25 protein-coding genes are annotated in these 19266 nt (G+C 65.1%); 15 read left to right on the top strand and 10 right to left on the bottom strand.

Features of this window, described 5'->3' with window-relative positions; all coding sequences use genetic code 11:
- Positions 1-161: 161 nt before the first annotated feature.
- From AC1DH3_RS12890 to AC1DH3_RS12850, 9 genes are all read left to right on the top strand, one after another.
- Positions 162-311 (top strand): ANTAR domain-containing protein, encoded by a 150-nt coding sequence (locus tag AC1DH3_RS12890; RefSeq protein WP_441418758.1) that lies wholly within the window; start codon positions 162-164, stop codon positions 309-311.
- 1009 nt (positions 312-1320) lie between these two features.
- Positions 1321-1971 carry a PAS and ANTAR domain-containing protein gene (locus AC1DH3_RS12885; RefSeq protein ID WP_476909465.1) on the top strand — a complete coding sequence of 217 codons (651 nt, stop codon included), beginning with the start codon at positions 1321-1323 and terminating at the stop codon, positions 1969-1971.
- 98 nt (positions 1972-2069) lie between these two features.
- Positions 2070-2327, top strand: a complete 258-nt coding sequence (locus tag AC1DH3_RS12880) for a hypothetical protein (RefSeq protein ID WP_441418578.1) — start codon at positions 2070-2072, stop codon at positions 2325-2327.
- 177 nt (positions 2328-2504) lie between these two features.
- On the top strand, positions 2505-2807 hold the full coding sequence (locus AC1DH3_RS12875; protein ID WP_476909464.1) for a DUF4193 domain-containing protein: 303 nt from the start codon (positions 2505-2507) through the stop codon (positions 2805-2807).
- Positions 2808-2942: 135 nt separating this feature from the next.
- Positions 2943-3383, top strand: a complete 441-nt coding sequence (locus AC1DH3_RS12870; protein WP_476892642.1) for an SRPBCC family protein — start codon at positions 2943-2945, stop codon at positions 3381-3383.
- A 164-nt stretch (positions 3384-3547) separates the two neighbouring features.
- Positions 3548-4153, top strand: a complete 606-nt coding sequence (locus AC1DH3_RS12865; protein ID WP_441418581.1) for a DUF1326 domain-containing protein — start codon at positions 3548-3550, stop codon at positions 4151-4153.
- Positions 4154-4197: 44 nt separating this feature from the next.
- Positions 4198-4920, top strand: coding sequence for a DUF2182 domain-containing protein (locus tag AC1DH3_RS12860; protein WP_476892640.1), 723 nt, complete (start codon positions 4198-4200; stop codon positions 4918-4920).
- A gap of 38 nt (positions 4921-4958) precedes the next feature.
- Complete coding sequence (locus AC1DH3_RS12855) at positions 4959-5708, top strand: lytic transglycosylase domain-containing protein (RefSeq protein ID WP_476909463.1); 750 nt, start codon at positions 4959-4961, stop codon at positions 5706-5708.
- Between the two features lie 58 nt (positions 5709-5766).
- Complete coding sequence (locus AC1DH3_RS12850; protein WP_441418584.1) at positions 5767-6426, top strand: dihydrofolate reductase family protein; 660 nt, start codon at positions 5767-5769, stop codon at positions 6424-6426.
- A gap of 87 nt (positions 6427-6513) precedes the next feature.
- Here the strand turns inward: AC1DH3_RS12850 and AC1DH3_RS12845 are convergent, their stop codons facing one another.
- The 3 genes from AC1DH3_RS12845 to AC1DH3_RS12835 all read right to left on the bottom strand — a co-directional run bounded on the left by AC1DH3_RS12845 (position 6514) and on the right by AC1DH3_RS12835 (position 8511).
- Positions 6514-7041 (bottom strand): DUF427 domain-containing protein, encoded by a 528-nt coding sequence (locus tag AC1DH3_RS12845; RefSeq protein ID WP_476909462.1) that lies wholly within the window; start codon positions 7039-7041, stop codon positions 6514-6516.
- A gap of 117 nt (positions 7042-7158) precedes the next feature.
- The gene (locus AC1DH3_RS12840; protein WP_476909461.1) at positions 7159-7872 is read right to left on the bottom strand and encodes a GAF and ANTAR domain-containing protein; all 714 of its coding nucleotides are present in this window, start codon (positions 7870-7872) and stop codon (positions 7159-7161) included.
- Between the two features lie 27 nt (positions 7873-7899).
- Positions 7900-8511, bottom strand: a complete 612-nt coding sequence (locus tag AC1DH3_RS12835; protein WP_476909460.1) for a GAF and ANTAR domain-containing protein — start codon at positions 8509-8511, stop codon at positions 7900-7902.
- Positions 8512-8973: 462 nt separating this feature from the next.
- Between AC1DH3_RS12835 and AC1DH3_RS12830 the strand changes: the two genes are divergently transcribed.
- Positions 8974-9477, top strand: coding sequence for a hypothetical protein (locus tag AC1DH3_RS12830; RefSeq protein WP_476909459.1), 504 nt, complete (start codon positions 8974-8976; stop codon positions 9475-9477).
- A gap of 111 nt (positions 9478-9588) precedes the next feature.
- On the opposite strand, the gene AC1DH3_RS12825 is transcribed toward AC1DH3_RS12830, so the two are convergent.
- Together AC1DH3_RS12825 and AC1DH3_RS12820 are read right to left on the bottom strand one after the other, a co-directional pair.
- Entirely contained in the window at positions 9589-11310 is a 1722-nt protein-coding gene (locus AC1DH3_RS12825; RefSeq protein WP_476892635.1) for an ABC1 kinase family protein, read from the bottom strand.
- Between the two features lie 5 nt (positions 11311-11315).
- Positions 11316-11858: a PadR family transcriptional regulator gene (locus tag AC1DH3_RS12820; RefSeq protein ID WP_476909458.1), complete on the bottom strand. Its 543-nt coding sequence runs from the start codon at positions 11856-11858 to the stop codon at positions 11316-11318.
- 120 nt (positions 11859-11978) lie between these two features.
- Here AC1DH3_RS12820 and AC1DH3_RS12815 point away from each other — a divergent pair, with 120 nt between their 5' ends.
- From AC1DH3_RS12815 to AC1DH3_RS12805, 3 genes are all read left to right on the top strand, one after another.
- Positions 11979-12899, top strand: a complete 921-nt coding sequence (locus AC1DH3_RS12815; RefSeq protein WP_476909457.1) for a LysR family transcriptional regulator — start codon at positions 11979-11981, stop codon at positions 12897-12899.
- 155 nt (positions 12900-13054) lie between these two features.
- Positions 13055-13306 (top strand): hypothetical protein, encoded by a 252-nt coding sequence (locus AC1DH3_RS12810; protein WP_441418592.1) that lies wholly within the window; start codon positions 13055-13057, stop codon positions 13304-13306.
- Positions 13307-13339: 33 nt separating this feature from the next.
- Positions 13340-14242: an NAD(P)-dependent oxidoreductase gene (locus tag AC1DH3_RS12805; protein WP_476909456.1), complete on the top strand. Its 903-nt coding sequence runs from the start codon at positions 13340-13342 to the stop codon at positions 14240-14242.
- A gap of 29 nt (positions 14243-14271) precedes the next feature.
- Here AC1DH3_RS12805 and AC1DH3_RS12800 read toward each other — a convergent pair whose 3' ends face one another.
- On the bottom strand, positions 14272-15057 hold the full coding sequence (locus AC1DH3_RS12800; RefSeq protein WP_476909455.1) for an isocitrate lyase/PEP mutase family protein: 786 nt from the start codon (positions 15055-15057) through the stop codon (positions 14272-14274).
- Positions 15058-15272: 215 nt separating this feature from the next.
- On the opposite strand from AC1DH3_RS12800, the gene AC1DH3_RS12795 reads away from it, so the two are divergent.
- Entirely contained in the window at positions 15273-16076 is an 804-nt protein-coding gene (locus AC1DH3_RS12795; protein WP_476909454.1) for a chitosanase, read from the top strand.
- Positions 16077-16083: 7 nt separating this feature from the next.
- On the opposite strand, the gene AC1DH3_RS12790 is transcribed toward AC1DH3_RS12795, so the two are convergent.
- Entirely contained in the window at positions 16084-16485 is a 402-nt protein-coding gene (locus AC1DH3_RS12790; protein ID WP_476909453.1) for a nuclear transport factor 2 family protein, read from the bottom strand.
- A gap of 179 nt (positions 16486-16664) precedes the next feature.
- Here AC1DH3_RS12790 and AC1DH3_RS12785 point away from each other — a divergent pair, with 179 nt between their 5' ends.
- Positions 16665-16871, top strand: coding sequence for a hypothetical protein (locus tag AC1DH3_RS12785; protein WP_476909452.1), 207 nt, complete (start codon positions 16665-16667; stop codon positions 16869-16871).
- Positions 16872-16903: 32 nt separating this feature from the next.
- On the opposite strand, the gene AC1DH3_RS12780 is transcribed toward AC1DH3_RS12785, so the two are convergent.
- From AC1DH3_RS12780 to AC1DH3_RS12770, 3 genes are all read right to left on the bottom strand, one after another.
- Positions 16904-18013, bottom strand: coding sequence for a cytochrome P450 (locus AC1DH3_RS12780; RefSeq protein WP_476909451.1), 1110 nt, complete (start codon positions 18011-18013; stop codon positions 16904-16906).
- 199 nt (positions 18014-18212) lie between these two features.
- The gene (gene arfB / locus AC1DH3_RS12775) at positions 18213-18638 is read right to left on the bottom strand and encodes an alternative ribosome rescue aminoacyl-tRNA hydrolase ArfB (protein WP_476892626.1); all 426 of its coding nucleotides are present in this window, start codon (positions 18636-18638) and stop codon (positions 18213-18215) included.
- Positions 18639-18715: 77 nt separating this feature from the next.
- Positions 18716-19258 (bottom strand): DinB family protein, encoded by a 543-nt coding sequence (locus AC1DH3_RS12770; protein ID WP_476909450.1) that lies wholly within the window; start codon positions 19256-19258, stop codon positions 18716-18718.
- Positions 19259-19266: the final 8 nt, after the last annotated feature.

Below are 19266 nucleotides of genomic sequence, written 5' to 3'. Positions count from 1 at the left end.
GTGGGATTCAGCGCTGGCGACGTTGACAGTCCATGCCTTCGTTGCGCTAGCCTCACGGTCCCTGCGGCTTGCCCTGGTCGTGGGGCAACTGCGGGAGTCCAAAGAGGACCTCACAGCCGCGATGCGTTCAAGGACAACGATCGACATCCATCGGCACGATCATGGCGCAAAACCGCCGCACGAAGGCAGGGGCTTTCAAAATCTTGGTCCGGGCCTCGAATTCGCGCAATATCAAGCTCAAGGACTTGGCGGCACAGGTCATCGACTCTATTTCGGGCGAACAGCGAGTCACTACCCACTTCGACGATTAGAGGGGTCGGGTTTCAATACCCGAGCAGAAGCCCGACCCAGGGGCTTCCCAAATCATCTGATATATGGTTAATCTGGACATGGTCAGGCAGAGGCCGTAAGGAATCGTTCAAGGACTAGGCCTTTGCCCCGAAACCACTTCTTCCTTTCTAGTGCGAGCTCTGCTATAACGGGCAACCTATTTCGATGCGCGAAACCGAGCGTTTGCATCGTGACGCAGTCGCCATGGTGAACTCTGCGGCCAGTACGGGACCGGAGTTGCGGCCTTCGACAAGGCGGGCGCGGTAGCTATGACTTAGCCCCAAGAACTCCGAACGGGCCTCGCCTAGCAGTATCCGGCCTGCAGCGATAGCGCGCATTGGGGGCGGGCCGGCTGAGACTCGCCAGGGCGCGGCCCGTTCGGTCCTTTGTCACGGTTTAGCGAAAAGGCGTCTACGAGCCTGCGCCGGTAAGCCTGCGCATGGGTCAGGACACAAGAGCGCCCCGATGATATTGGGGGATTCATCGGGGCGCTCCACAACAGGCTATTTAGCGGACTACGGCATGTCAATAACCCGCCGCGTTGGTCCCTTGGTGCCCTTCGGATCGCAGTGCGGTCTACTGCCTACCTCGCGGGGGGTGCTCTCTAGACCTTGGCGGGGCATGTTCTTCGCTGGCCGGGCCCGGTTTCGTTGGAGTCTGCGGCCTACCAGGTCGAGCAGTTCTGCCCTGCCGACGAGTCGGCCAGGTGCACACATGCGGTAAGCGACGCCTGGAGCTTGCGGAGATCCGTTGAAGGAATGAGCGGCCAACGGCGACTCATGCTGAAGATTCGAGGGAAATCGGCCGAGTCCGGTCCGGGTCGACTACATGTCGTCACCGCTCAGTCCGTCCCGCTGAGGCTTCTCACCTCGACGGCGCAAGCCGTTTGCGTCACCGCTTGTTCTACCACCGGCAATAGTGCGCACCCGCCGGCCGCGGTACTATCTCATGAGGTCATGAGGGCTGCTTGCACTGCAGTACGGGGGTCTGATGGTGGAAGATTTGGGGCCAGCGTATGCCAGCGTCCCGGGGCCGGCAACTATCCTGGCCGGGACGTTTGTCCTGGACGGGCCGACCGGGAACATGACGTGGTCGGACGAGATGTACACCATCCACGGCTACCGCCGCGGGGAAGTGGCACCGACGCTTGCCTTGACCTTGGCTCACAAACACCCGGACGATCTGCCTCGGATCCAGGCGGTGAACGCCAAACTCTTCGCCCACGGCGGGCACGTGGCCATCTACCACCGAGTTATCGACGCTCGCTTACGCGAACACCGTGTGCTTACTGCGGGGGAAGCCCGACTTGACGACGCAGGGAAGCTCGCGTCCGTATCGGGAGTAATGCTGGATCTCACCTCGACCATACAAGCCGAGACGGCGCTAGCCGCCCGTGAAGCTGTCCAAGGCGCAATGGCAACCCGAACGACCATAGCGACCGCGGCCGGTATCCTCATGGGCCGCCTCCGTATCAGTTCCGATGAGGCATTCAAACTCCTGATGACTTACAGCAATAACAGAAACGTCAAACTGGCCGGAGTGGCAGACCGACTGCTGGAACTGGGCGATGACAAAGCCGATGATCGGGCACTGGACAGCTACATCCACGAGATTCTCAACGGCCGCCTGTCCCGGGAGTGACAGCACACCAACAGTTGCGTGCCCTGACCCATCCGATCCCGTTCCCGGTTCCGAATCCCTCCTGAACAAGGAGCTACCCGGGGTTTCGAGGGACGGTCATGCACGAACATGCACAGCAGGAGCTGACAGCCAAGGTTATCCACGAACTGGCGATTGACCCCGTCCGGCTCTGGGTGCACTATCTGGGCGTCGGAGGCAACGACGCGCTGGACCTCGTGCTTGCCTATATCGAGGGGAGCGGAACTCTGCCGTCCAGGGAACGCGACATGCTCTCCTGCGCCGTGAATGACCTCACTGTGGAACCTCCGGGGCAACCCCGGGCGCCGTTTTCATACTCGGACACAGAGTCCGGTTGATCCCGGGCCCGGTCGGCAAAATGCTGGGTCACCCGAGTCGCATCAACCCCGTGACTCCGCCGCGGCCGCGTGAGTCAACGGCAACGACGTCGGCGTACCCCGAGGCGGGGAATTCCGCGGGCATGGTGTACGTTGCACATGCGTCAGACCAGCGCGCGAGAAAAGAGAATAGACAAAGTGGCAACCGATTACGACGAAGTACGTTCCGACGTCAAGGAATCCCAGGACCGCTCCTTGGAAGCGCTGAAGTCCGCCAATGCCCAGGATGCCCGCAGTGTCGTCCGGGAGTTGGATGAGTCAGACGCTCTGGATGATGCCATCACCCCCGGCGGGGAGTTCGTCGCCGAGGAACTCATCGTCGAAGTCATCCCCCAGGCTGAGGACGAGTTCACCTGTTACTCCTGTTTCCTGGTGCGGCATCGCTCCCAGCTTGCGCGCGAGAAGAACGGCCACTCGTACTGCGTCGAGTGTGAAGCGTAGGACAGCCAGGATCAGCACGGTCCATCGTGGTTGGTATCGCGGGGTGACCGTGCTTCGCCCGGTGCGCCCCGCGGCCGCGGGGACCGACGCTGCAGGTGGTTGCGCTGCCAGGGCGCTTCGGTTCTACAATCGCGCATGGAGAATCTTCGATTCAGCGTCGAGGTCGCCGCTCCCGCGCAGCACGTCTGGAACGTCATGCTCGACCTCGACACCTACCGCGAATGGACGGGAGCCTTTCACGACGGATCGACCTACGAGGGCGGCTGGAACGAGGGCGACGAGATCCGCTTCGTCGGCCCGAACGACGACGGCACGGCGAGCGGTCTCATCGGTACCATCGTGGAGAATCGGCCCCACGAGTTCGTGTCGATCCGCTATGTCGGCGATGTCCAGAACGACGTCGAAAGCCACGAAGGCCCCGCTGTCGGGCTGCACGAGAGCTACTCGTTCAGCGAGACGGGCGGGGTGACAACTCTCGTCGTCGAACTCGAGGTGCCCGACGAGTGGGCCGACGACATGCGGGGCATGTGGTCGGAGGCGATCGGCTCGATCAAACGGCTGGCGGAGCGCGCCTAGGTCGACGAAATCCCGACCCGGTCAGGGATGGCGGCAGCCCCGACGGCAGCCTTCCAATGGGGCCCGGATGGGCCGCGCTGCAGGAGTCGCCGCGTTCCGTTGACACCGGTCCGGGCCGCGAGGAGACTTTCTTGTGGGGGGTGCCTCTTCGAAAGGAGCCCCAAATGCCGTGGCATGTCGAGGGCACGTATTTTGAGAATTGCAACTGCGATATGGCCTGCCCCTGCACCACTTCGGGGCTGACCGCACCGGCGGACAACGAACGCTGCAATGTGGCACTGGCCTTCCACATCGAAACGGGCGACGTGAACGGCGTCGACGTCGGCGGCCTGACCGTCTGCGTCGTAGCCGATACTCCCGCCCTGATGAGTGAGGGCGGCTGGAAACTCGGAGTCCTGATGGATGCCGCCGCCTCGACCGAGCAGGCCGAAGCGCTCGGCGCAGTCTTCGGCGGCCAGCTCGGGGGACCGATGGCGGGCCTCGCCCCCTTGATCGGTGAAATGGCAGGCATGGAGTCCCTCACCATGGCCTACGCCGACGACGGGCGTGTCCACCGCGTCGGGATCGGCAGTGCCGTTGACATGGTGGTCGAGGACTTCGTGTCTCCCTTGGATCCCTCAGGCCTGGGAGTCAAAATCAGCGGGGTCGGATTCCCGGCAGATACCCTGGCAGTCGGTAGGTCGAGCACCGCCCGCGTTGACGTGTTTGGGATGACCTGGGATAACGCCGGCAAGAACTCCTACTCCGCCCCCTTCGCCTGGTCCGCGTAGTGCCGGGCAGGAGCGGCCTGGCTGCCACGCACCATGCCGCAGAGTTGGCCTTGATCGGGGGCGCCGGGCTGGCGTGGTACGTCACGGTCTCAGGCCTGGCCGACATGTCCGCAGGCCCGGGGACCATGGGACTGGGGCTCTGGGGTTTCCTGGGCGTGTGGACACTGATGATGGCTGCCATGATGTTGCCGGCGTTGGCGCCCCTCACTTCGACGTACCTCAGGTCCATCCGTGCCGTCCGCAGCCGCGGGGTCCGGGCCGTCCGGACAACTGCCCTGATTGGCGGTTATCTCTTGACGTGGATCGGATTCGGAATCGTTGCCTACGGGGCCGCGGAGCTCTCCGCGCTGCTGGCTGAGAACGCCGCGGACGTCGCACCCTGGGTGGGGGCTGGAGTGCTCGCGGCGGCCGGCGCCTACCAGCTGACCCCGCTGAAGGATTTCTGTCTCAGGCACTGCCGGTCGCCCATAGCATTCCTATTGCACGTCTCCGGGTATCGGGGCCGGTTGCGTGACGTCCGCGTCGGCATGTACCACGGGGTCTATTGCGTGGGCTGCTGCTGGGGCCTCATGGTGGTGCTGATTGCTGTTGGCGTGATGAACCTGGCATGGATGGCGGTGCTCACGGTCGTTATCTTCCTAGAGAAGACGTGGAAATACGGCCCCGCCCTCAGCCGGATCATTGGAGTCTCACTGATCGTGTTCGCGCTCTTCGTCCCGGCCCACCCGGAGCTGCTGCCCGGGCTCCACATGAATGCGGCCATGTGAAGGAAGGCAATCACGGAGCTGGATGGTTTGATTAGTCCGTGCTCCGTCTAAAACGCCTTTTGGTTTTCAGCCTGCTCGCGGTGTGCGCCATCGCCGCATTCTCGTTCTGGGCAGTCCGGCAGCCCGGCGTCGACGCCCGTGGGCTCCTTGCTCCGCCGCCGCGGGCGGTTGCGAAGCTCGATCCGTTCCCCGCCGGCATCACCACCGCTGTGAACGTAACCAGGAACCCGGATGCACAGTGGCTCCTCCGGGCCGCCGCGCAGACCGGGATCCCTGCCCGCGCTCTGCGGGCCTACGTCGCTGCGGCAACCACGGCCAACGCTGCCGCTCCGGCGTGCGGGATCGGCTGGAACACCGTAGCCGCCGTAGGCTTCGTCGAATCCGCGCACGGAACCTACGGCGGCGGCAGCCTTAACTCCGCAGGGGAGGCGAGCGGCCCAATTGTGGGCCCGAGCCTCAACGGATCCGGATTCGCCGCCATCGCTGACACCGACGCCGGTGAACTGGACGGTGACTCCCGCTGGGACCACGCCGTCGGACCCATGCAGTTCATTCCCTCAACCTGGGAGCTGGTTGGGCGGGACGGGAACGGGGACGGAACAGCGGACCCGTTCAATATCGACGACGCCGCCCTCAGCGCGGCGAGCTATCTGTGCGCCCACGGCCGTGACCTCTCAACCGCGCAGGGGTGGACCGACGCCATCTACTCCTACAACCAGTCCGATCCCTACCTGCGCCAGGTGCGGGCCGAAGCCACCGCCTATGCCGCGAAGACGGGCACCGCTTGAGTCGTTGGGTTCGATCACCATAAGGTGACTGCAAACGACAAGCACCTCAGGAGATGACATGTCCCTAGTCCGCGTGCATAACTTCTCGGTCTCACTCGACGGCTTCGGCACCGGCGAGGGGCAGCGACTCGACGCTCCTTTCGGTCACGCTGGCTCACGGCTGATGGAGTGGGCCTTCGAGACGCGCACGTTCCGTGAGATGGGCTTCCACGGGGAATCGGAGGGGTCGTTCGGCGTGGACGAGGCGTTCGCCAGCGCGTGGAAGCCCGGGATCGGCGCGGAGATCATGGGGCGCAACAAGTTCGGCCCGCAACGGGGTCCCTGGCAGGATGAGGAATGGAAGGGGTGGTGGGGTGATAACCCTGTCTTCCACACCCCCGTCGTTGTACTAACACACCATCCCCGGCCGGTACTCGAAATGGAAGGCGGGACAACCTTCCATTTCGTCGACGCCGACCCCGTCTCCGCGCTCAAGCAGGCCCGCGCCTTGGCCGGCGACCTCGACGTCCGGATCGGTGGCGGCGTCAGCACGGTCCGACAGTTCCTCGAGGCCGATCTGATCGACCACATGCACATCGTCCTCGTGCCGATCGTGCTGGGACGTGGCGAGCGGCTCTGGGACGGACTCGAAGACCTTGAGCAACGCTTCGACATCGAAGCGACCCCTTCTCCAGCCGGAGTTGTCCACATGATCTTCACGCGCCGCGCGGCCCGGTAATTCCGGGCGGCCTCCGGCGCGGGGAGGTGGCCCCGGAAGTCCCGGGCAGCGAAGGCCTGCCGTCCTGTCAGCCCGACGGCGGTGTCCTCACCATCCGGCGGTGCCCGGGCCACCCTTGAACGGGCCAACGATCTGCTTGGTGATCCACCCTCCGTAGAAGTCGCCGTCCTGGGAGGTCACGTGTTCGCCGTCGACCTCGCAGGAGTCCATCTGAGCCGGGTAGAGGGCCACCCGGGTGGCGAGCGCCTCGAACCCCGGGGTGGGTTCCGGATAGGTCCACCCGCCACGGCGAACGACGACGCCGCCGGCGACGATATCGAAGTAGTGCGCTTCGCCCTTGAACTCGCAAAAGCTGGTGCCTTCTACCGGGACGAGTACCCCGGCAGGGAAGGAGTTCAGTGGCAAGTAGTAGACAGGCGGATGACTCGTCTCCAGGACGCGCACTGCATCGGTGGTATCGGCGATGACCTGGCCCCCAAGACGAACGATGACCCGTTCCGATCGCGGCTCGACCCGTGGCGGCCGCGGGTAATCCCACACCGATTCCTCGCCGTCCTGGGGCTTGATGGGCTGGGGACGCCGGAAGAAGCCGGAAAAACCGTGAACGGGAGTCATGGTTACATGGTGCCACCTTCACCCTGGGACGCCGTACGCGGCGGAGCTCCCGGTTGGCCCGTATGGCGGCTGGATCAGCTACCGGGGCCCTGGAACCGAAGACAAAGACACCGGTGGTTAGAGGCTAACTTTTCGGTTGATGATCATGTCCGCGGTTTCGTAGAGCGTCCGGTTGTGGGCACGGGCGTAACCGCGTAAGAGCGCGAAGGCCGCGTTCATATCGACATTTGAGGTGTGGGCGATGACGCCCTTGGCTTGCTCGATCAGGATGCGGCTGTTCAGCGCGCGCTGCAACTGTTCGTTGATAAGGGCGGTTTCCCTCGCGGCACGTTCCTGCAGCAGTGTGATGGTTGCGACGTCAGCGAAGGCTTGGGCAATGGCTGCGTCGTCGGCGGGAAGCGGACCGGCCTCGTGGCCGAAGAGGTTCAGGGCGCCGATGGTACGGTTGCGCAGCCGCATCGGGACGGCATGCAGGGAGCGGAACCCCTGGGACAACGCGGAGGACTGGAACAGCGGCCAGCGGTCACCCTGCGTCGCTATATCGTCGATTGCTACGACGGCTCCGGTCCGGTAGCAGTCAACGCACGGGCCAGTACCTGCCTCAAGCTGCAGGACTTCCACGAGTTGGCTTTCCTCGCTCGTCGAAGCCATGACCTGGACATCGCCGGCTGGATCGACCAGCACCAACCCCGCAGCGGCGGCGTCGAGGATGCCTACCGACTCATCAACGAGGGTGTGGAGCAGATCGAAGACGTCGTAGTCCGCCACAAGTGTGTCCGCAATCTTGACGAAAGCGGCACTTACGCGGCCAGCGCGGCTCATCATCGCCATATCGGAATTCTACTGTATGCGCCCATGTCAGGTGCCCTCCGGCGTGAAGTCCAGGGTCCTGTTGACCACGTCCCGGGCAACCTCCCGCACCGTACGCCCATTGGCGAAGGCATGCGCCCGCATCAGGAGGAGGGCGTCCCGTGCTGTCGTCCCGGCCTGCGCCAGAATCATCCCCGTGGCCTGATGGACCTCGCGGCGGGAGAGGGGAGAGCCATCCGGCGGGTCATCGGCGCCGCCTTCTGGCGCAAGGGTCAGGAGCTGGCGCAGTAGCCGCCACGTTGCGGCGTCGGCGAGTTGCAGGGCCGTGGAATGCCCGGCCGGGCTCAGCGGACCGGGCTTGGAACTGTAAAGCTCCACCACGCCTATGTCCATGGCGCCAAGTGCGAGGGGGAAGACGAACAGGGCCGCAACATCCAGCTCCAACAGGGACTTTGCAAAGACAGGCCAGGCGGTATGCGGGCCCCTGCGCACGTCCGGCACAAGCACGGGGCTGCGGGTCCGCAGGGCTTCCCAGCGCGGCCCTTCCCCAAGGTCAAACTGCAGCTCTTCGACCCTCGCCGAGACTGCGTTGCTGGCGCACACCATGGTTTCAGGTGCCAGTCCGGCGAATACTGAGACCGCGGCCCCGGAAATGGGCAATGACGTGAGGAACCCCCTGCACAAGCCGGCGTCAAGTCCCGCTGCCATGGAGTCCGTTCCGTCATCCATGGTGGGCGACCGCATCAGTCGAATCCGTAACGGCAAAGCTTTCGGCCGGAGGAGGCAGCAGCGGCGCCATCGTCGGGCAAAAAATGCTGGACATGGGTCGCGCCTCCTCGGTCCGGTCTTAGTGCCATCAATTGCGGAAGAACCCCGTCGATGTTTGTTTTAGTTTATGCCCGCGGGACCGAGTGCCGGTGGGCGGCGCGGCCCGGCCGTCTGTTGTCACAGCTGCGTGGTCCTTGCGGGGGCACCTACCGGCTGGACTGAAATTCCGATAAAGTAGTGCTGTTGCCCCGGACCCCGGTAGCGCCATCATTCGGCGTACTAATCGGAGGAGTCCCCCTCATGCTAGGCAACCCCAACTATAGGCCTGGATCAGTACATCCATTCCACCGTTCCTTGACCATCACAGAAGGTCTGTACCCCGGGGGCCCGGAAGACGACGATCAACAGCTCGCCCAAGGGATTGAAGTAGAACAAGTCTGGGAGCCGCCGGCCCCGACTCTTCATAAGCTGTCGGCCGTTGAGCGTGCCAGTTCTTTGTGGGAGGAGCGGGAAGCGGGCCTTAACGCGCTGACGTCGTCCGCGAGTGGAGGCCCCTGGGCCAGTGATCCACTGACTTCGCGGGAACAACTGCTGGCTGAGATCGAAGACCTCACCCGGGTGCTCAAGGAGAAAGTAGCCCGATACTCCGCGCTTCGGGCGAACCAACCCCACGCCGAAGTCGGGGAAAGGGCTAACGAGACGGCCGTGATGTGGATTCAGGATGCCCTGGAGGATATTGCCGCAACTGCCTTGGGCATTGAAGTCGCCTCCCGTGAGCTGTTCCTCCGTTCGGCTTCGGCAGGGGAGCGGAGTTCGATTAGCGATCTGGACGGCCAGGAACAAGCCGCCGCGGAGTGACCTCCAAGGGCAACGGCTGACGGTGCCGAGTGCGGGAACCGGGCCCGCCTGGCCCGGCTGATGCGGACGGGTGTGCCCGAGAAAGGGCGATCATTGCCCGTGGCACTGTACTTAGAGGCCGCGGCGCCCCGTCCACAACCCGTGGAGCAGCGGAACTGCCGACGCAATCATCAAAACGTTGCCGAGCACCGCGTCGTCCGCCCGGACCACGGCACCTGCAATGAGCAGGGCACCGAAGATCAGCGCCGATGCAGCTCGCTGCGCCGTGCGGTCCAGCCGGGCCAGCTGCCGTTCGAGGCGCGGATTGGCCACTGATAGCGAACCGTCCTCGATTAGGCTGATGAGCCCGTCGAGGCGTTTCGGCAGACGCAGGGCGACCCCGGCGGCGTCGAGCGCCTGCTGGGCCACATCCTGGACGATGTTGCCCCGCTCGTCGCGGAGCAGCTGCGCCGCATAGGGCTCGACCGCGTCCCAGAGATTGAACCGGGCGTCCAGCGAGCTGCACACGCCCGAGGTCAGTGACATCGCCCGGATGATGAGCAGGAAATTCTCCGGCAACTGGAACGGCAGCGAGCGAACCAGATCGCGGAATTCCACCGCAAAATCAAGGAACACCCGCTGGTCAACCTCGCGAAGCTCGGCGAAGCCCATCCCGCCAAACCGGGCGAAGAGGTGCGTCATCGCCCGTTCGAGCTCGGCCTTGTCGGCCGAAGGCACCAGCACACCCACGTCGCTGATCGCGCCCACCAGGCCCTTGCCGTCACGCGAGGCGGCCGCGATCAGAAGCTTCCGCAGGCCGCTCCGAGTGCTGGGCGGAACCTCGCCCATCATGCCGAAGTCGATGAACGTCAGCTTCCACGGGCGCCCTGCAGAGGGAGCAGCTGAATCGGCAACCGGGGTGACAAAGATGTTGCCGGGGTGCGGATCGGCATGGAAGAACCCGCGGGTGAACAGCTGGTCGAACATGACCGAGGCAAAAATCGGGGCAACCTGCGCCGGATCGATGCCCGCCGCCAAAAGTGCGTCCGCGTCAGTGATCTTGATCGCCGCGACATCTTCCAGCACGAGCACGCGGCGGGTGCTCCACTCCCACGCAACATCGGGCACCCCTACGCGGTCGTCGTCGGCGAAATCAGCCGCAAAGCGCTCTGCATTCGCTGCCTCGTGCAGGTAGTCGATTTCCTCGAGACTAATCTGCGCAAACTCCTCGACCAGGGCCGGCATGTCCGCACGATCGGACACGAGTCGCACGCGGCTGAGCCAGCCGCCCACTTTGCGCAGTGCCGCCAGGTCGACGTCGACAATCGCATCGATACCCGGGCGCTGCACCTTCAACACGACGGTTTTGAGACCGGCGTCGGCGCCATGGGAGGGAAGGAGTTGTGCACGGTGCGCCTGCCCGAGGGACGCCGCGGCAATCGGCGTCTCCTCGACTGAGGCGAAAACCTGGTCCAGCGGCGCGCCCAGCTCCGCCTCGGCCAGTAAACGGATTGCGGAGAACGGCACGGGAGGCACCTCATCCTGAAGTCCCTCGAGTTCCCGGGTGATCTCCGGCGGAAGCACGTCGAGCCTGGAGGAGAGGAACTGACCGACCTTGATCATCAGGCCGCCCAGCTCCACCGCGAGCACGTGGAAGTGCTGCGCGAAACGCTGCATCCTCCTCGCCCTGGTGCGCTCGGCAATTCTGCCCAGCCCGAGGCGGGGGAGAAACAACTCAAACCACCAGGTCACCGCGAGCTGCCACGCCGCGAAGCGCAGGATGCGACGGTAACGGGCGCGGGTGTCCCCGAAGCCGGGTGCCGGATCTGCCCGGGTCCGACGAACCGACGTCACCCGCGTCAGTCCTGGGCGAGGATCGAATACAGTCGGCGACGTGCCTCGTCCAGCACCGAAACGGCCTGCTTCACTTGCTCCGGGGAACCGGTGCGACCAACCTGGGCTGCGGCCTGCGCCAGCTCGACGCCGGCCTTGGGCAGTGCCGCGAATCCGGGGCCGGCGGCCGGCCCCGACGACTCCCAGGGCTCCGACGGATCCGCACCCGCTACGACCTCCCGGCCTGCCTCGGTCAGCGAGTAGATCTTGCGGCCGTTGGACTCCTCGGCGCGGATGAGCCCCTCGTCGGACAGCAGCTGCAGCGTGGGGTAGACGGAGCCGGCACTCGGCTTCCAGCTGCCGCCGCTGCGCTCCTCGATTTCACGGATGATCTGATAGCCGTGCATCGGCCGTTCGGCGAGCAGGGCCAGCACCGCGGACCGGACCTCGCCGCGTCCCGCGCGGCTGCCCGAGCGCTTCTCAAACCTTGAACGCAGCTCCTCAACCGCCTGCCACATGCCGTCGATGTTTGGCGTGCCAAATCCGCCGGCCGGGTATGAATTACGCATGCTGGTCTCCTTAGTGGATCGCGAACGATACTCAACGATACATTCCGATATACGCGAAAACCAGAGGTTCCAGAAGCCGGGGTGGTGAATTCGGTGTCTTCGTGCGGTAGACCGGAGGCTATGATCTTCAGCCAATTTGAATACATGGTCGCCTTGGCCCGGGAGCGGCATTTCGCACGGGCGGCCGAGAGTTGCTCGGTTTCCCAACCCGCCTTGTCGGAGGGGATTAGGAAACTTGAAGTTGAGTTGGATGTTCCGCTGATCCGTCGGGGCAATAGGTTCGAGGGACTGACGGCCGAGGGTGAACAGATCGTGGTGTGGGCGCGGCGCATTCTGGCGGACCGTAAGGCTCTGACCGAACAGATCAGTGCCATGCGGTCCGGCGTGACCGGGCAGCTGCGGATTGGCGCGATTCCGACCGCGTCACCAGCCGTGTCCGTGCTGACCGCCGCCTTCTGCGCGGCGCATCCTTTGGCCAATGTCCATGTCGCGTCCGATCTCAGGTCCGAGGACGTCCTGCGGCTGCTGGCAGATTTTGAGATCGACGCCGGGATCACCTACGTAGGCGGCCCGGTACCGGATGGCTTCCGGGTGACCAGGTTGTACTTCGAAAAGCACGTGCTGCTCACAGCGGACGAGCGGGGAGCCTTCGGGGGCAGCACGGTCGGCTGGTCCGACGCGGCAGGACTGCCCCTGTGCCTGTTGGACCGGTCGATGCAGGGACGCCGGCAGGTGGATGATGCTCTCCGGGACGTGGGCCTGACGGCCGCGCCGCGGCTTGAAACGGACTCGGTCGCTTTGCTGCTGGCCCAGATGAAGGCCGGGCAGTGGTCAACGATTGTCCCGGCGGCGTGGTTGCACGTGTTTGAACTCCCGCGTGGCGTGCGCGCCCTCCGTTTGGTGGGGCCGGAGCGGCAGGCGGAAGTAGGCCTTGTCACCCTCTCCCGCGAGCCGGAAACCGTCCTTGCCCGGGCGCTGACCGCGGTGGCCCGTGCGGCCGATCTCACATTCCTGGAGAATCAGCCTGCTGACCAGCTGTAATAAACATCCCCTATTAGACGATGCACTATCCCTCTTTGAAACCTATCGCGAGGCGGCGAAGAGTGGGTGTTAGCCGCGGAGCTCCGGTCAAGCCCGGAGGCGGCAGTCATCGAGCGTGGCTTCTTTGGACGCCCGCCTAACTAATGGAGATTTTCTTGAGTACTTTAACTGTTCCCCAGCCCCTGCGTGATCAGGCCAGGAAGGCCGCTTACACCGACACCAACACGCTTCAGCGCCCTGCGTCGGCGAACAAGCCGTTGCCCGGCAGTTACACCGACGTCGATGTCCTGACCAAAGGGAAGACCGCGCCCGCGGGACGCCCGGGCAGCTACGCCGACGTCCACACCGTGATCGGTAGGATGTCTGCTTGGGGCGGCCAGGGGCGTTACACCGACGCGGATCGCTAAGGCCGCTTGTACAACGATCGAGAGGACCACAGGATGGACACGAAACGCACGGTGGCGGTGCTGGGAACCGGCATCATGGGGGCAGCGATGGCCCGCAACCTGCTGCGGGCCGGGCACGAGGTCCACGTGTGGAACCGCGACCAGGCCAAGACCGCCCCGCTCGCCGACGCCGGAGCCCAGGTCGCCGTGTCCCCGGCGCAGGCTGTTGCGGGCGCGGACGTTGTGGTGACCATGCTCTTTGACGCTGCCGCCGTGACCGACGTGATCCGACAGGCAGCCGCGGGAGTCCGGCGGGGCACCGCCTGGGTGCAGTCCACGACTGTCGGTGTGCACGACGTCGCAGCCCTTGCGGACCTGGCCAACGAGGCCGGTCTCGACTTGGTCGAAGCGCCCGTTTCCGGCACCCGCGAGCCTGCCGAGGCCGGCCAGCTCCTGGTGATCGCGGCGGGACCGGAAGCTGTGCGCGAGCGCGTGGCACCCGTACTGGACGCCATCGGGGCGCGCACGGTCTGGACTGGTCAGGACCCGGCCGCGGGCTCGGCAACGCGGCTGAAGCTCGTCGTGAACAGCTGGGTCATCGCCGCCTCGAATGCCGCCGGTGAGATCCTTGCCCTGGCCGAGGCGCTCGGGGTGGACCCGCAGCAATTCTTCAACTTGATCGACGGCGGCGGCCTCGATCTGCCCTTCCTGCGCACCAAGGCCGGACTCATTCTCGATGACCGGCTGGAACCGGCGTCTTTTGCGGTCGATACGTCGCTGAAAGACGCCCGCCTCATCATCGACGCCGCCCGCGAACAGGGTCTTCGGCTCGACGGTGTCGAGGCGTCCGCCGCGCGCCTCGAACGGGTCGCGTCCCAGGGCCGCTCCAAGCAGGACATGGCTGCTGCTTACTACGCCGGTACCGGGCACGAGCCCGGATCGCGCGCCGAGCGATGACCACGGCGGCAATCAGCTGCCCGTCGCCCTCAATCCGTGAGGCGTTGGCTAAATGACACCAGGCGCGATTGCATCTCCCAATACGGGGTAGCGGGTGGGAGCTTCTTGCCATCGCGCAGGGCGCTGGCCACGTTGACCGCCGCGTCGACCGCTGCGCGGTAGGGCAGGGAGCCGGAACTCACCCGCCGGACCCCCAGCTCACCCAGCTCGGCAACAGTCAGCGAGGGATGTGCCAGCACGTTGACCGGCAGCGCAATGCCGGCGGTGACGGCCCGGATGTCCTCCGGGACCGCCAGCCCGGGCACGAAGATCCCGTCCGCCCCGGCGTCGGCGTAAAGACCGGCACGGAGCAGCACGGCATCCACTGTGGCTTCTTCGCCGAACCAGATGTTGTCTACCCGGGCGTTGATGAACACGGCCGGGCTGCGTTGTTTGACGGCGGCAACCTTCTCGGCAAAGGCTGCTGGATCGACAAGGTGTCCGACCGTGCTGTCCTCCAAGTTGACCCCGGCCACGCCATGGGCCGCCAGTTGAGCCACGAATTCGGCAACCTCGGCGGGGTCGTCGGAGTAACCGTCCTCGATGTCCGCCGTGATGTGGACCGGAAGGCGGCACAGTTGGGCAACCAGGGCGGAGGTTGCCGCCTTGCTGGACCCGCCTCCGTCCGGGAGGCCGGCACTTGCCGCAATGCCAAAGCTGGTGGTGCCGATGGCCGGGAATCCCGCTGTCGCAAAGGCCAAGGCGGATCCGACGTCCCACGCATTGGGCAGCAAGAGCGGCGCCGCGCCGTGGTGAAGTTCCCGAAAAGTAGCCATGTTCACTCCCGTACCCTGCCAACCGAATAGGTGGATCCCGGTTCAGTCTACAAACGCGGCGGACCGCCGCAAGGCGTGGACGATACCCAAATCACGTGCCGCCCGAATGGAACAGCAAAGGCGGGTCTTGGCCACGGTGCACAGGGCCGGACAGACCCTGTTACGCCGGCTGGCCGGCTGCTAGGCTCGGCGCCAAGACAACTTCGGGAGGTCTGATGTTTGAGCGACTTTGGGGACGAAAAGACCAGCAGGTAAATACCGAGACCCAATCCCGGGCCGATATCGCCAACCCGGTGTACAAGGAGATAGCGCTCCAGCTCACCTCCACCGCCGAGAACTCCACTCCTGACTGGACCACTTCCTTCGGATACATCGAGGACATCGACGACGGACGTGGCTACACCGGTGGGCTGGTGGGCTGGTGCAGTGGCACCGGCGATATGCTCGAGCTGGTCCGTGCCTACGAAAGTGCCGCCCCGGGGAATCCGCTGGCGCGCTACCTGCCGCAGTTGGAGCAGATTATGGAAGCGCCCTACAAGGAACGCCCTGCCTTGAGTCATCGACTACTTGATCCTGGCTTCACGGCCGACTGGAAGAGGGCCGCGAGTGACCCGGCCTTCCAGCTGGCCCAGCAGGCGGAACGGGACCGGGTGTACTGGCAGCCGGCCTTTGAAGAGGCCGTTCGGGACGGCGTCGGGCCGCTGGGGCTTGCGATCTACTACGACGTCTCGGTCAACCATGGTCCCGGGGACGACGACGAGTCTTTCGGCGGCATCCTGGCCGCAGCCCGTAAGGCCGAACGCCCTCCGGCCCAGGGCGGGGACGAGTCCAAGTACCTCGCAGCCGTGGTGAAGGACCGGGTAAAGATCCTGAAAGCCTGGGGCGATTATCAGAAGCACGGGCGCCAGGACATTCACAACGGGCTTTTGGAGGCCGGCAACCTCGATCTCAGGCCACCGATCCGCTGGTCCGTCTACGACGACCCGTACGAGCTGGGATCGTATCCCCAGGTTAGATAGGGCGGGGTTAGTCCCCGCTCACGGTGTCGCCATGCCGATGCGCGACTTTCCACTCGCCATCTTCGCGTCGGTACACCTGGGTGGCCCGCAGGGTGTAGGTCCGCGGCTCACCGTCGACGGAGGCAGAGGTGTGTTCCAAACCGGCGGTGTAGGCCATGTCGCCCACCACGTCATACGCCTGAAGTTCGAAGGCGTAGGACGTGCAGGCGGAAAAGCTCTCCGCGAGCCCCGCGAACAGCTCATCCAGTTGATGCTGCCCGAGCGCGTTGCGCCATGCCCCTAGGACGCTCACAGGCTCGTTGCGGGACCAGAGCGCCCGGCGGGGAGCAGAGTCGCCATTGTGGAGCGCCAGTTCCGCTTGGTACAGCGCGGTCTTGACCCAGGCAAGGAAGTCGTCACGCTCACTCATGCCCCCAGTATGCTCCGGCCCAGCAGGGTGCGCATCAGGGGTCGGCGCAGATGTCGAGTGCGTGGATGGGGTGTACTCATGAGCGACAAGCGGAGCCGGGTCGCGTCTATACTTGTCCCTATCCGCCGCCGCCCCTACCAGGGAACGGGCCCGGATTTCGACGTAGAAGTGGAGTGGGCATGGCAGCAGAAGATCTTCACTTGACGCCGGAAGAACCATTTCCGGAGCACTTGGACAAGGTGTCCGACCAGGAACTGCAGATCCTGGACAGCCAAATCCAGCGTCAACTGGACCACGAGGTGGTGGCTGAGGGCGAGCCGAACCCGGAGACAGAGTTCCGGAGTTTCGAGATGGACGAGGAGTTCGAAAACCGGGATAAAGGCTAGGCCTTGCACCCCGGAACTGCACGCCCCTGCGTTCAGGCTGCCTGCCAGCTGGCCGGCAGCGCCTTCAGCCCATAGACGATGCTGCTGTCCATCCGTTCCAGGCTCGCTCCCGGGGCCAGCGTCAGGCCGGGCAGCCGGGACAGGATGCCCTCCAGCGCGATCCTTGCCTCCAACCTGGCCAGCGGGGCCCCGAGACAAAAGTGAACGCCGTGGCCGAACGCCAGATGCCGGAGCTGGCCCCGGTCGACGTCGAACTCGGCCGCCCGCTGGAATTGCCGCTCGTCGCGGTTCGCGGAACCGATCCAGGCCACGAGCGGGGCGCCGGCCGGAATCTGAACTTCGCCGAGGGTGGTGTCGGCGACAGCAATCCGGTACATGGACTGCACCGGCGACCGAAAGCGGAGTACCTCTTCTATGGCCTGGGGGAGCAGCGCCGGTTCCTGCAGCAGCCGATCGATGGTGCCGGGCGCTTCAGTGAAGCAGAGCACGGCGTTGCCGATCAGGTTGGTGGTTGTTTCATTGCCGGCGACCAGCAGCAGACTGCAGAAACCCAGCAGTTCGACCACGCTAAGTTTCTGCCCGTCGATCTCGGCGGAGAGCAGGTTGCTGATCAAATCATTGCCGGGCCGGCTGCGACGCTGTTCGATCAGGTCCAGGAAGTACGCCGTCATCTCAAGATTGGTGGCCCGGTGGTCCTCATTCATCGCGCCGGTCCGCGTTTGGCTGACAATAACGTCGGACCACTGCTTGAACCGGTCACGGTCTTCGGCGGGCACGCCCATCAGTTCCGAGATCACGATCACCGGCAGCGGAACCGCCAGTGCCTGGATCAGGTCCGCCGTCCCGAGTGAAGCGATCCCGCCGAGGAGTTCGGTGGTGAGCTGCGTGATGCGGGGTGCAAGCGCGTCCACGGCTTTCGGCGTGAACGCCTGCGTCACCAGGGAGCGCAACTGCCGGTGCCGGGGAGGGTCGGTGGTGATGAGGCTGGACTCGAACAGGTGTCCTGCCTCGGAAGGATCGTCGCCACGCATCCGCGAGGAAAACGTGGCGTGTTCGGAGAGCACCCGCTGCACGTCGTCGTACCGGAAGACATGCCAGCTGCCCGACTGCTCGTCGTGAAAGACGGGCGCTGCTTCCCGCATGCGTTGGTAATAAGGGAAGGGATCCAGAGGATGCTCATTGGCCGGGGCGAAGTCCATGGCTGGCCTCTCTGCTCAGCCCGGCGGGCTTTCGGCCGGGCCGAACCGCCGGGGTCCCGGGTCGATTGACCGGGGACCCTGATTTTAGCCAATGCCCGCCTGCGGCGACAGGGGGCGCCGCGTGCGGACGGGGCCTGCCGCGCTACTCCGCCGAAGGCCGCCTTCGCTGGCGTTTTGTCGCTGCCCGTTGTTCCTTTGCGGCGAGGCGGCGGCGGTTCGAGCCCCGCGTGGGTTTGGTCGGCCGGCGGGGAGCAGCTTCCGGGGCAAGGCCGGCAGCCACGAGCTCGGACAGCTTCGCCAGCGCGATCTCGCGATTGCGCAACTGGGACCGTTGCTCCGATGCGGTCACGGTGACCACCCCGCCGATGAGGCGCCGTCGTCCGAGCCGTTCGAGCAGCAGCACGCGTTGGTCGTCCGTGAGCGCTGCCGAGGCGGCGATGTTCCAGGAGAGTTCAACGCGGCTGTCCGAAGTGTTGACGTGCTGGCCTCCCGGCCCGGAGGAACGCGAGAACCGCCAGCGGAGTTCGGACGAGGGAATCGTGAGCGCGGGCGACACCTCAAGGTCCATGCAACCAGCGTCGCACACGATGCGGGGGATCGTGGCCTCACGCCTCGGGCCGGGACGGGTTGGGTCGGCCCACGCCGTCAGCGCTTCCCTGCTCTGTCCGGCGGGCGGAGGCTCAGTTGCCTGGCGTGGAAATCGAAGTGAAGGGTGGGGTAGGCGTAGACGTCGTTGAGGGTCATGACCGGCTTGAAGAACGGGTCCCACCGGTCCGGAAACGGCATGGTCCTGGCGAGCGAGGCAGGGTCCTCACGTTCCAGGTGCCGTATCAGCGCGGTGACAGTTTTTTCAAGTTTCCTGGCCATCCGGCGCCTGTTGTAGACGAGGGCGGCGGCGCGCGAACCCCAGTAGTTCACCACATCGAAGGGTCCCGTGGCGGCGTTCAGTGCTGTGGCGAAGGCAGTGCCTGCCGGCCTGGGGAGCCGGCTGACCACCCGGACGAGGGGAAGCAGGGCACGGACGACCATGTAGCCGAACACCATGTGGAACAGGAGTTCCTCGTTGGTCCACCGGGTGCCGGCGCTCTTCCGGCGAAGTTCCGCGGGCGTGGCGCTCCCCAGCCAGGCGGCGAGGTCGTGGATGGCGTGGCGGTACCCGGTTGTGATCCCGTCTTTCGTCGGATCCATGGTCTGCG

The organism is Arthrobacter sp. 05L428 (assembly GCF_056397665.1).
Note: the sequence above shows the minus strand (reverse complement) of the source record. Positions and strands in the feature narration are given on the sequence as shown.

What these genes read in the sequence shown, in the direction of transcription:
- AC1DH3_RS12770 (WP_476909450.1), bottom strand. Translation starts at nt 19,258, where the DNA reads ATGGATCCGACGAAAGACGGGATCACAACCGGGTACCGCCACGCCATC.
- AC1DH3_RS12815 (WP_476909457.1), top strand. Translation starts at nt 11,979, where the DNA reads ATGATCTTCAGCCAATTTGAATACATGGTCGCCTTGGCCCGGGAGCGG.
- AC1DH3_RS12800 (WP_476909455.1), bottom strand. Translation starts at nt 15,057, where the DNA reads ATGGCTACTTTTCGGGAACTTCACCACGGCGCGGCGCCGCTCTTGCTG.
- AC1DH3_RS12840 (WP_476909461.1), bottom strand. Translation starts at nt 7,872, where the DNA reads ATGGCGATGATGAGCCGCGCTGGCCGCGTAAGTGCCGCTTTCGTCAAG.
- AC1DH3_RS12845 (WP_476909462.1), bottom strand. Translation starts at nt 7,041, where the DNA reads ATGACTCCCGTTCACGGTTTTTCCGGCTTCTTCCGGCGTCCCCAGCCC.
- AC1DH3_RS12870 (WP_476892642.1), top strand. Translation starts at nt 2,943, where the DNA reads ATGGAGAATCTTCGATTCAGCGTCGAGGTCGCCGCTCCCGCGCAGCAC.
- AC1DH3_RS12890 (WP_441418758.1), top strand. Translation starts at nt 162, where the DNA reads ATGGCGCAAAACCGCCGCACGAAGGCAGGGGCTTTCAAAATCTTGGTC.
- AC1DH3_RS12780 (WP_476909451.1), bottom strand. Translation starts at nt 18,013, where the DNA reads ATGCGGGAAGCAGCGCCCGTCTTTCACGACGAGCAGTCGGGCAGCTGG.
- AC1DH3_RS12785 (WP_476909452.1), top strand. Translation starts at nt 16,665, where the DNA reads ATGGCAGCAGAAGATCTTCACTTGACGCCGGAAGAACCATTTCCGGAG.
- AC1DH3_RS12790 (WP_476909453.1), bottom strand. Translation starts at nt 16,485, where the DNA reads ATGAGTGAGCGTGACGACTTCCTTGCCTGGGTCAAGACCGCGCTGTAC.
- AC1DH3_RS12795 (WP_476909454.1), top strand. Translation starts at nt 15,273, where the DNA reads ATGTTTGAGCGACTTTGGGGACGAAAAGACCAGCAGGTAAATACCGAG.
- arfB (WP_476892626.1), bottom strand. Translation starts at nt 18,638, where the DNA reads ATGGACCTTGAGGTGTCGCCCGCGCTCACGATTCCCTCGTCCGAACTC.
- AC1DH3_RS12805 (WP_476909456.1), top strand. Translation starts at nt 13,340, where the DNA reads ATGGACACGAAACGCACGGTGGCGGTGCTGGGAACCGGCATCATGGGG.
- AC1DH3_RS12850 (WP_441418584.1), top strand. Translation starts at nt 5,767, where the DNA reads ATGTCCCTAGTCCGCGTGCATAACTTCTCGGTCTCACTCGACGGCTTC.
- AC1DH3_RS12865 (WP_441418581.1), top strand. Translation starts at nt 3,548, where the DNA reads ATGCCGTGGCATGTCGAGGGCACGTATTTTGAGAATTGCAACTGCGAT.
- AC1DH3_RS12820 (WP_476909458.1), bottom strand. Translation starts at nt 11,858, where the DNA reads ATGCGTAATTCATACCCGGCCGGCGGATTTGGCACGCCAAACATCGAC.
- AC1DH3_RS12880 (WP_441418578.1), top strand. Translation starts at nt 2,070, where the DNA reads ATGCACGAACATGCACAGCAGGAGCTGACAGCCAAGGTTATCCACGAA.
- AC1DH3_RS12885 (WP_476909465.1), top strand. Translation starts at nt 1,321, where the DNA reads ATGGTGGAAGATTTGGGGCCAGCGTATGCCAGCGTCCCGGGGCCGGCA.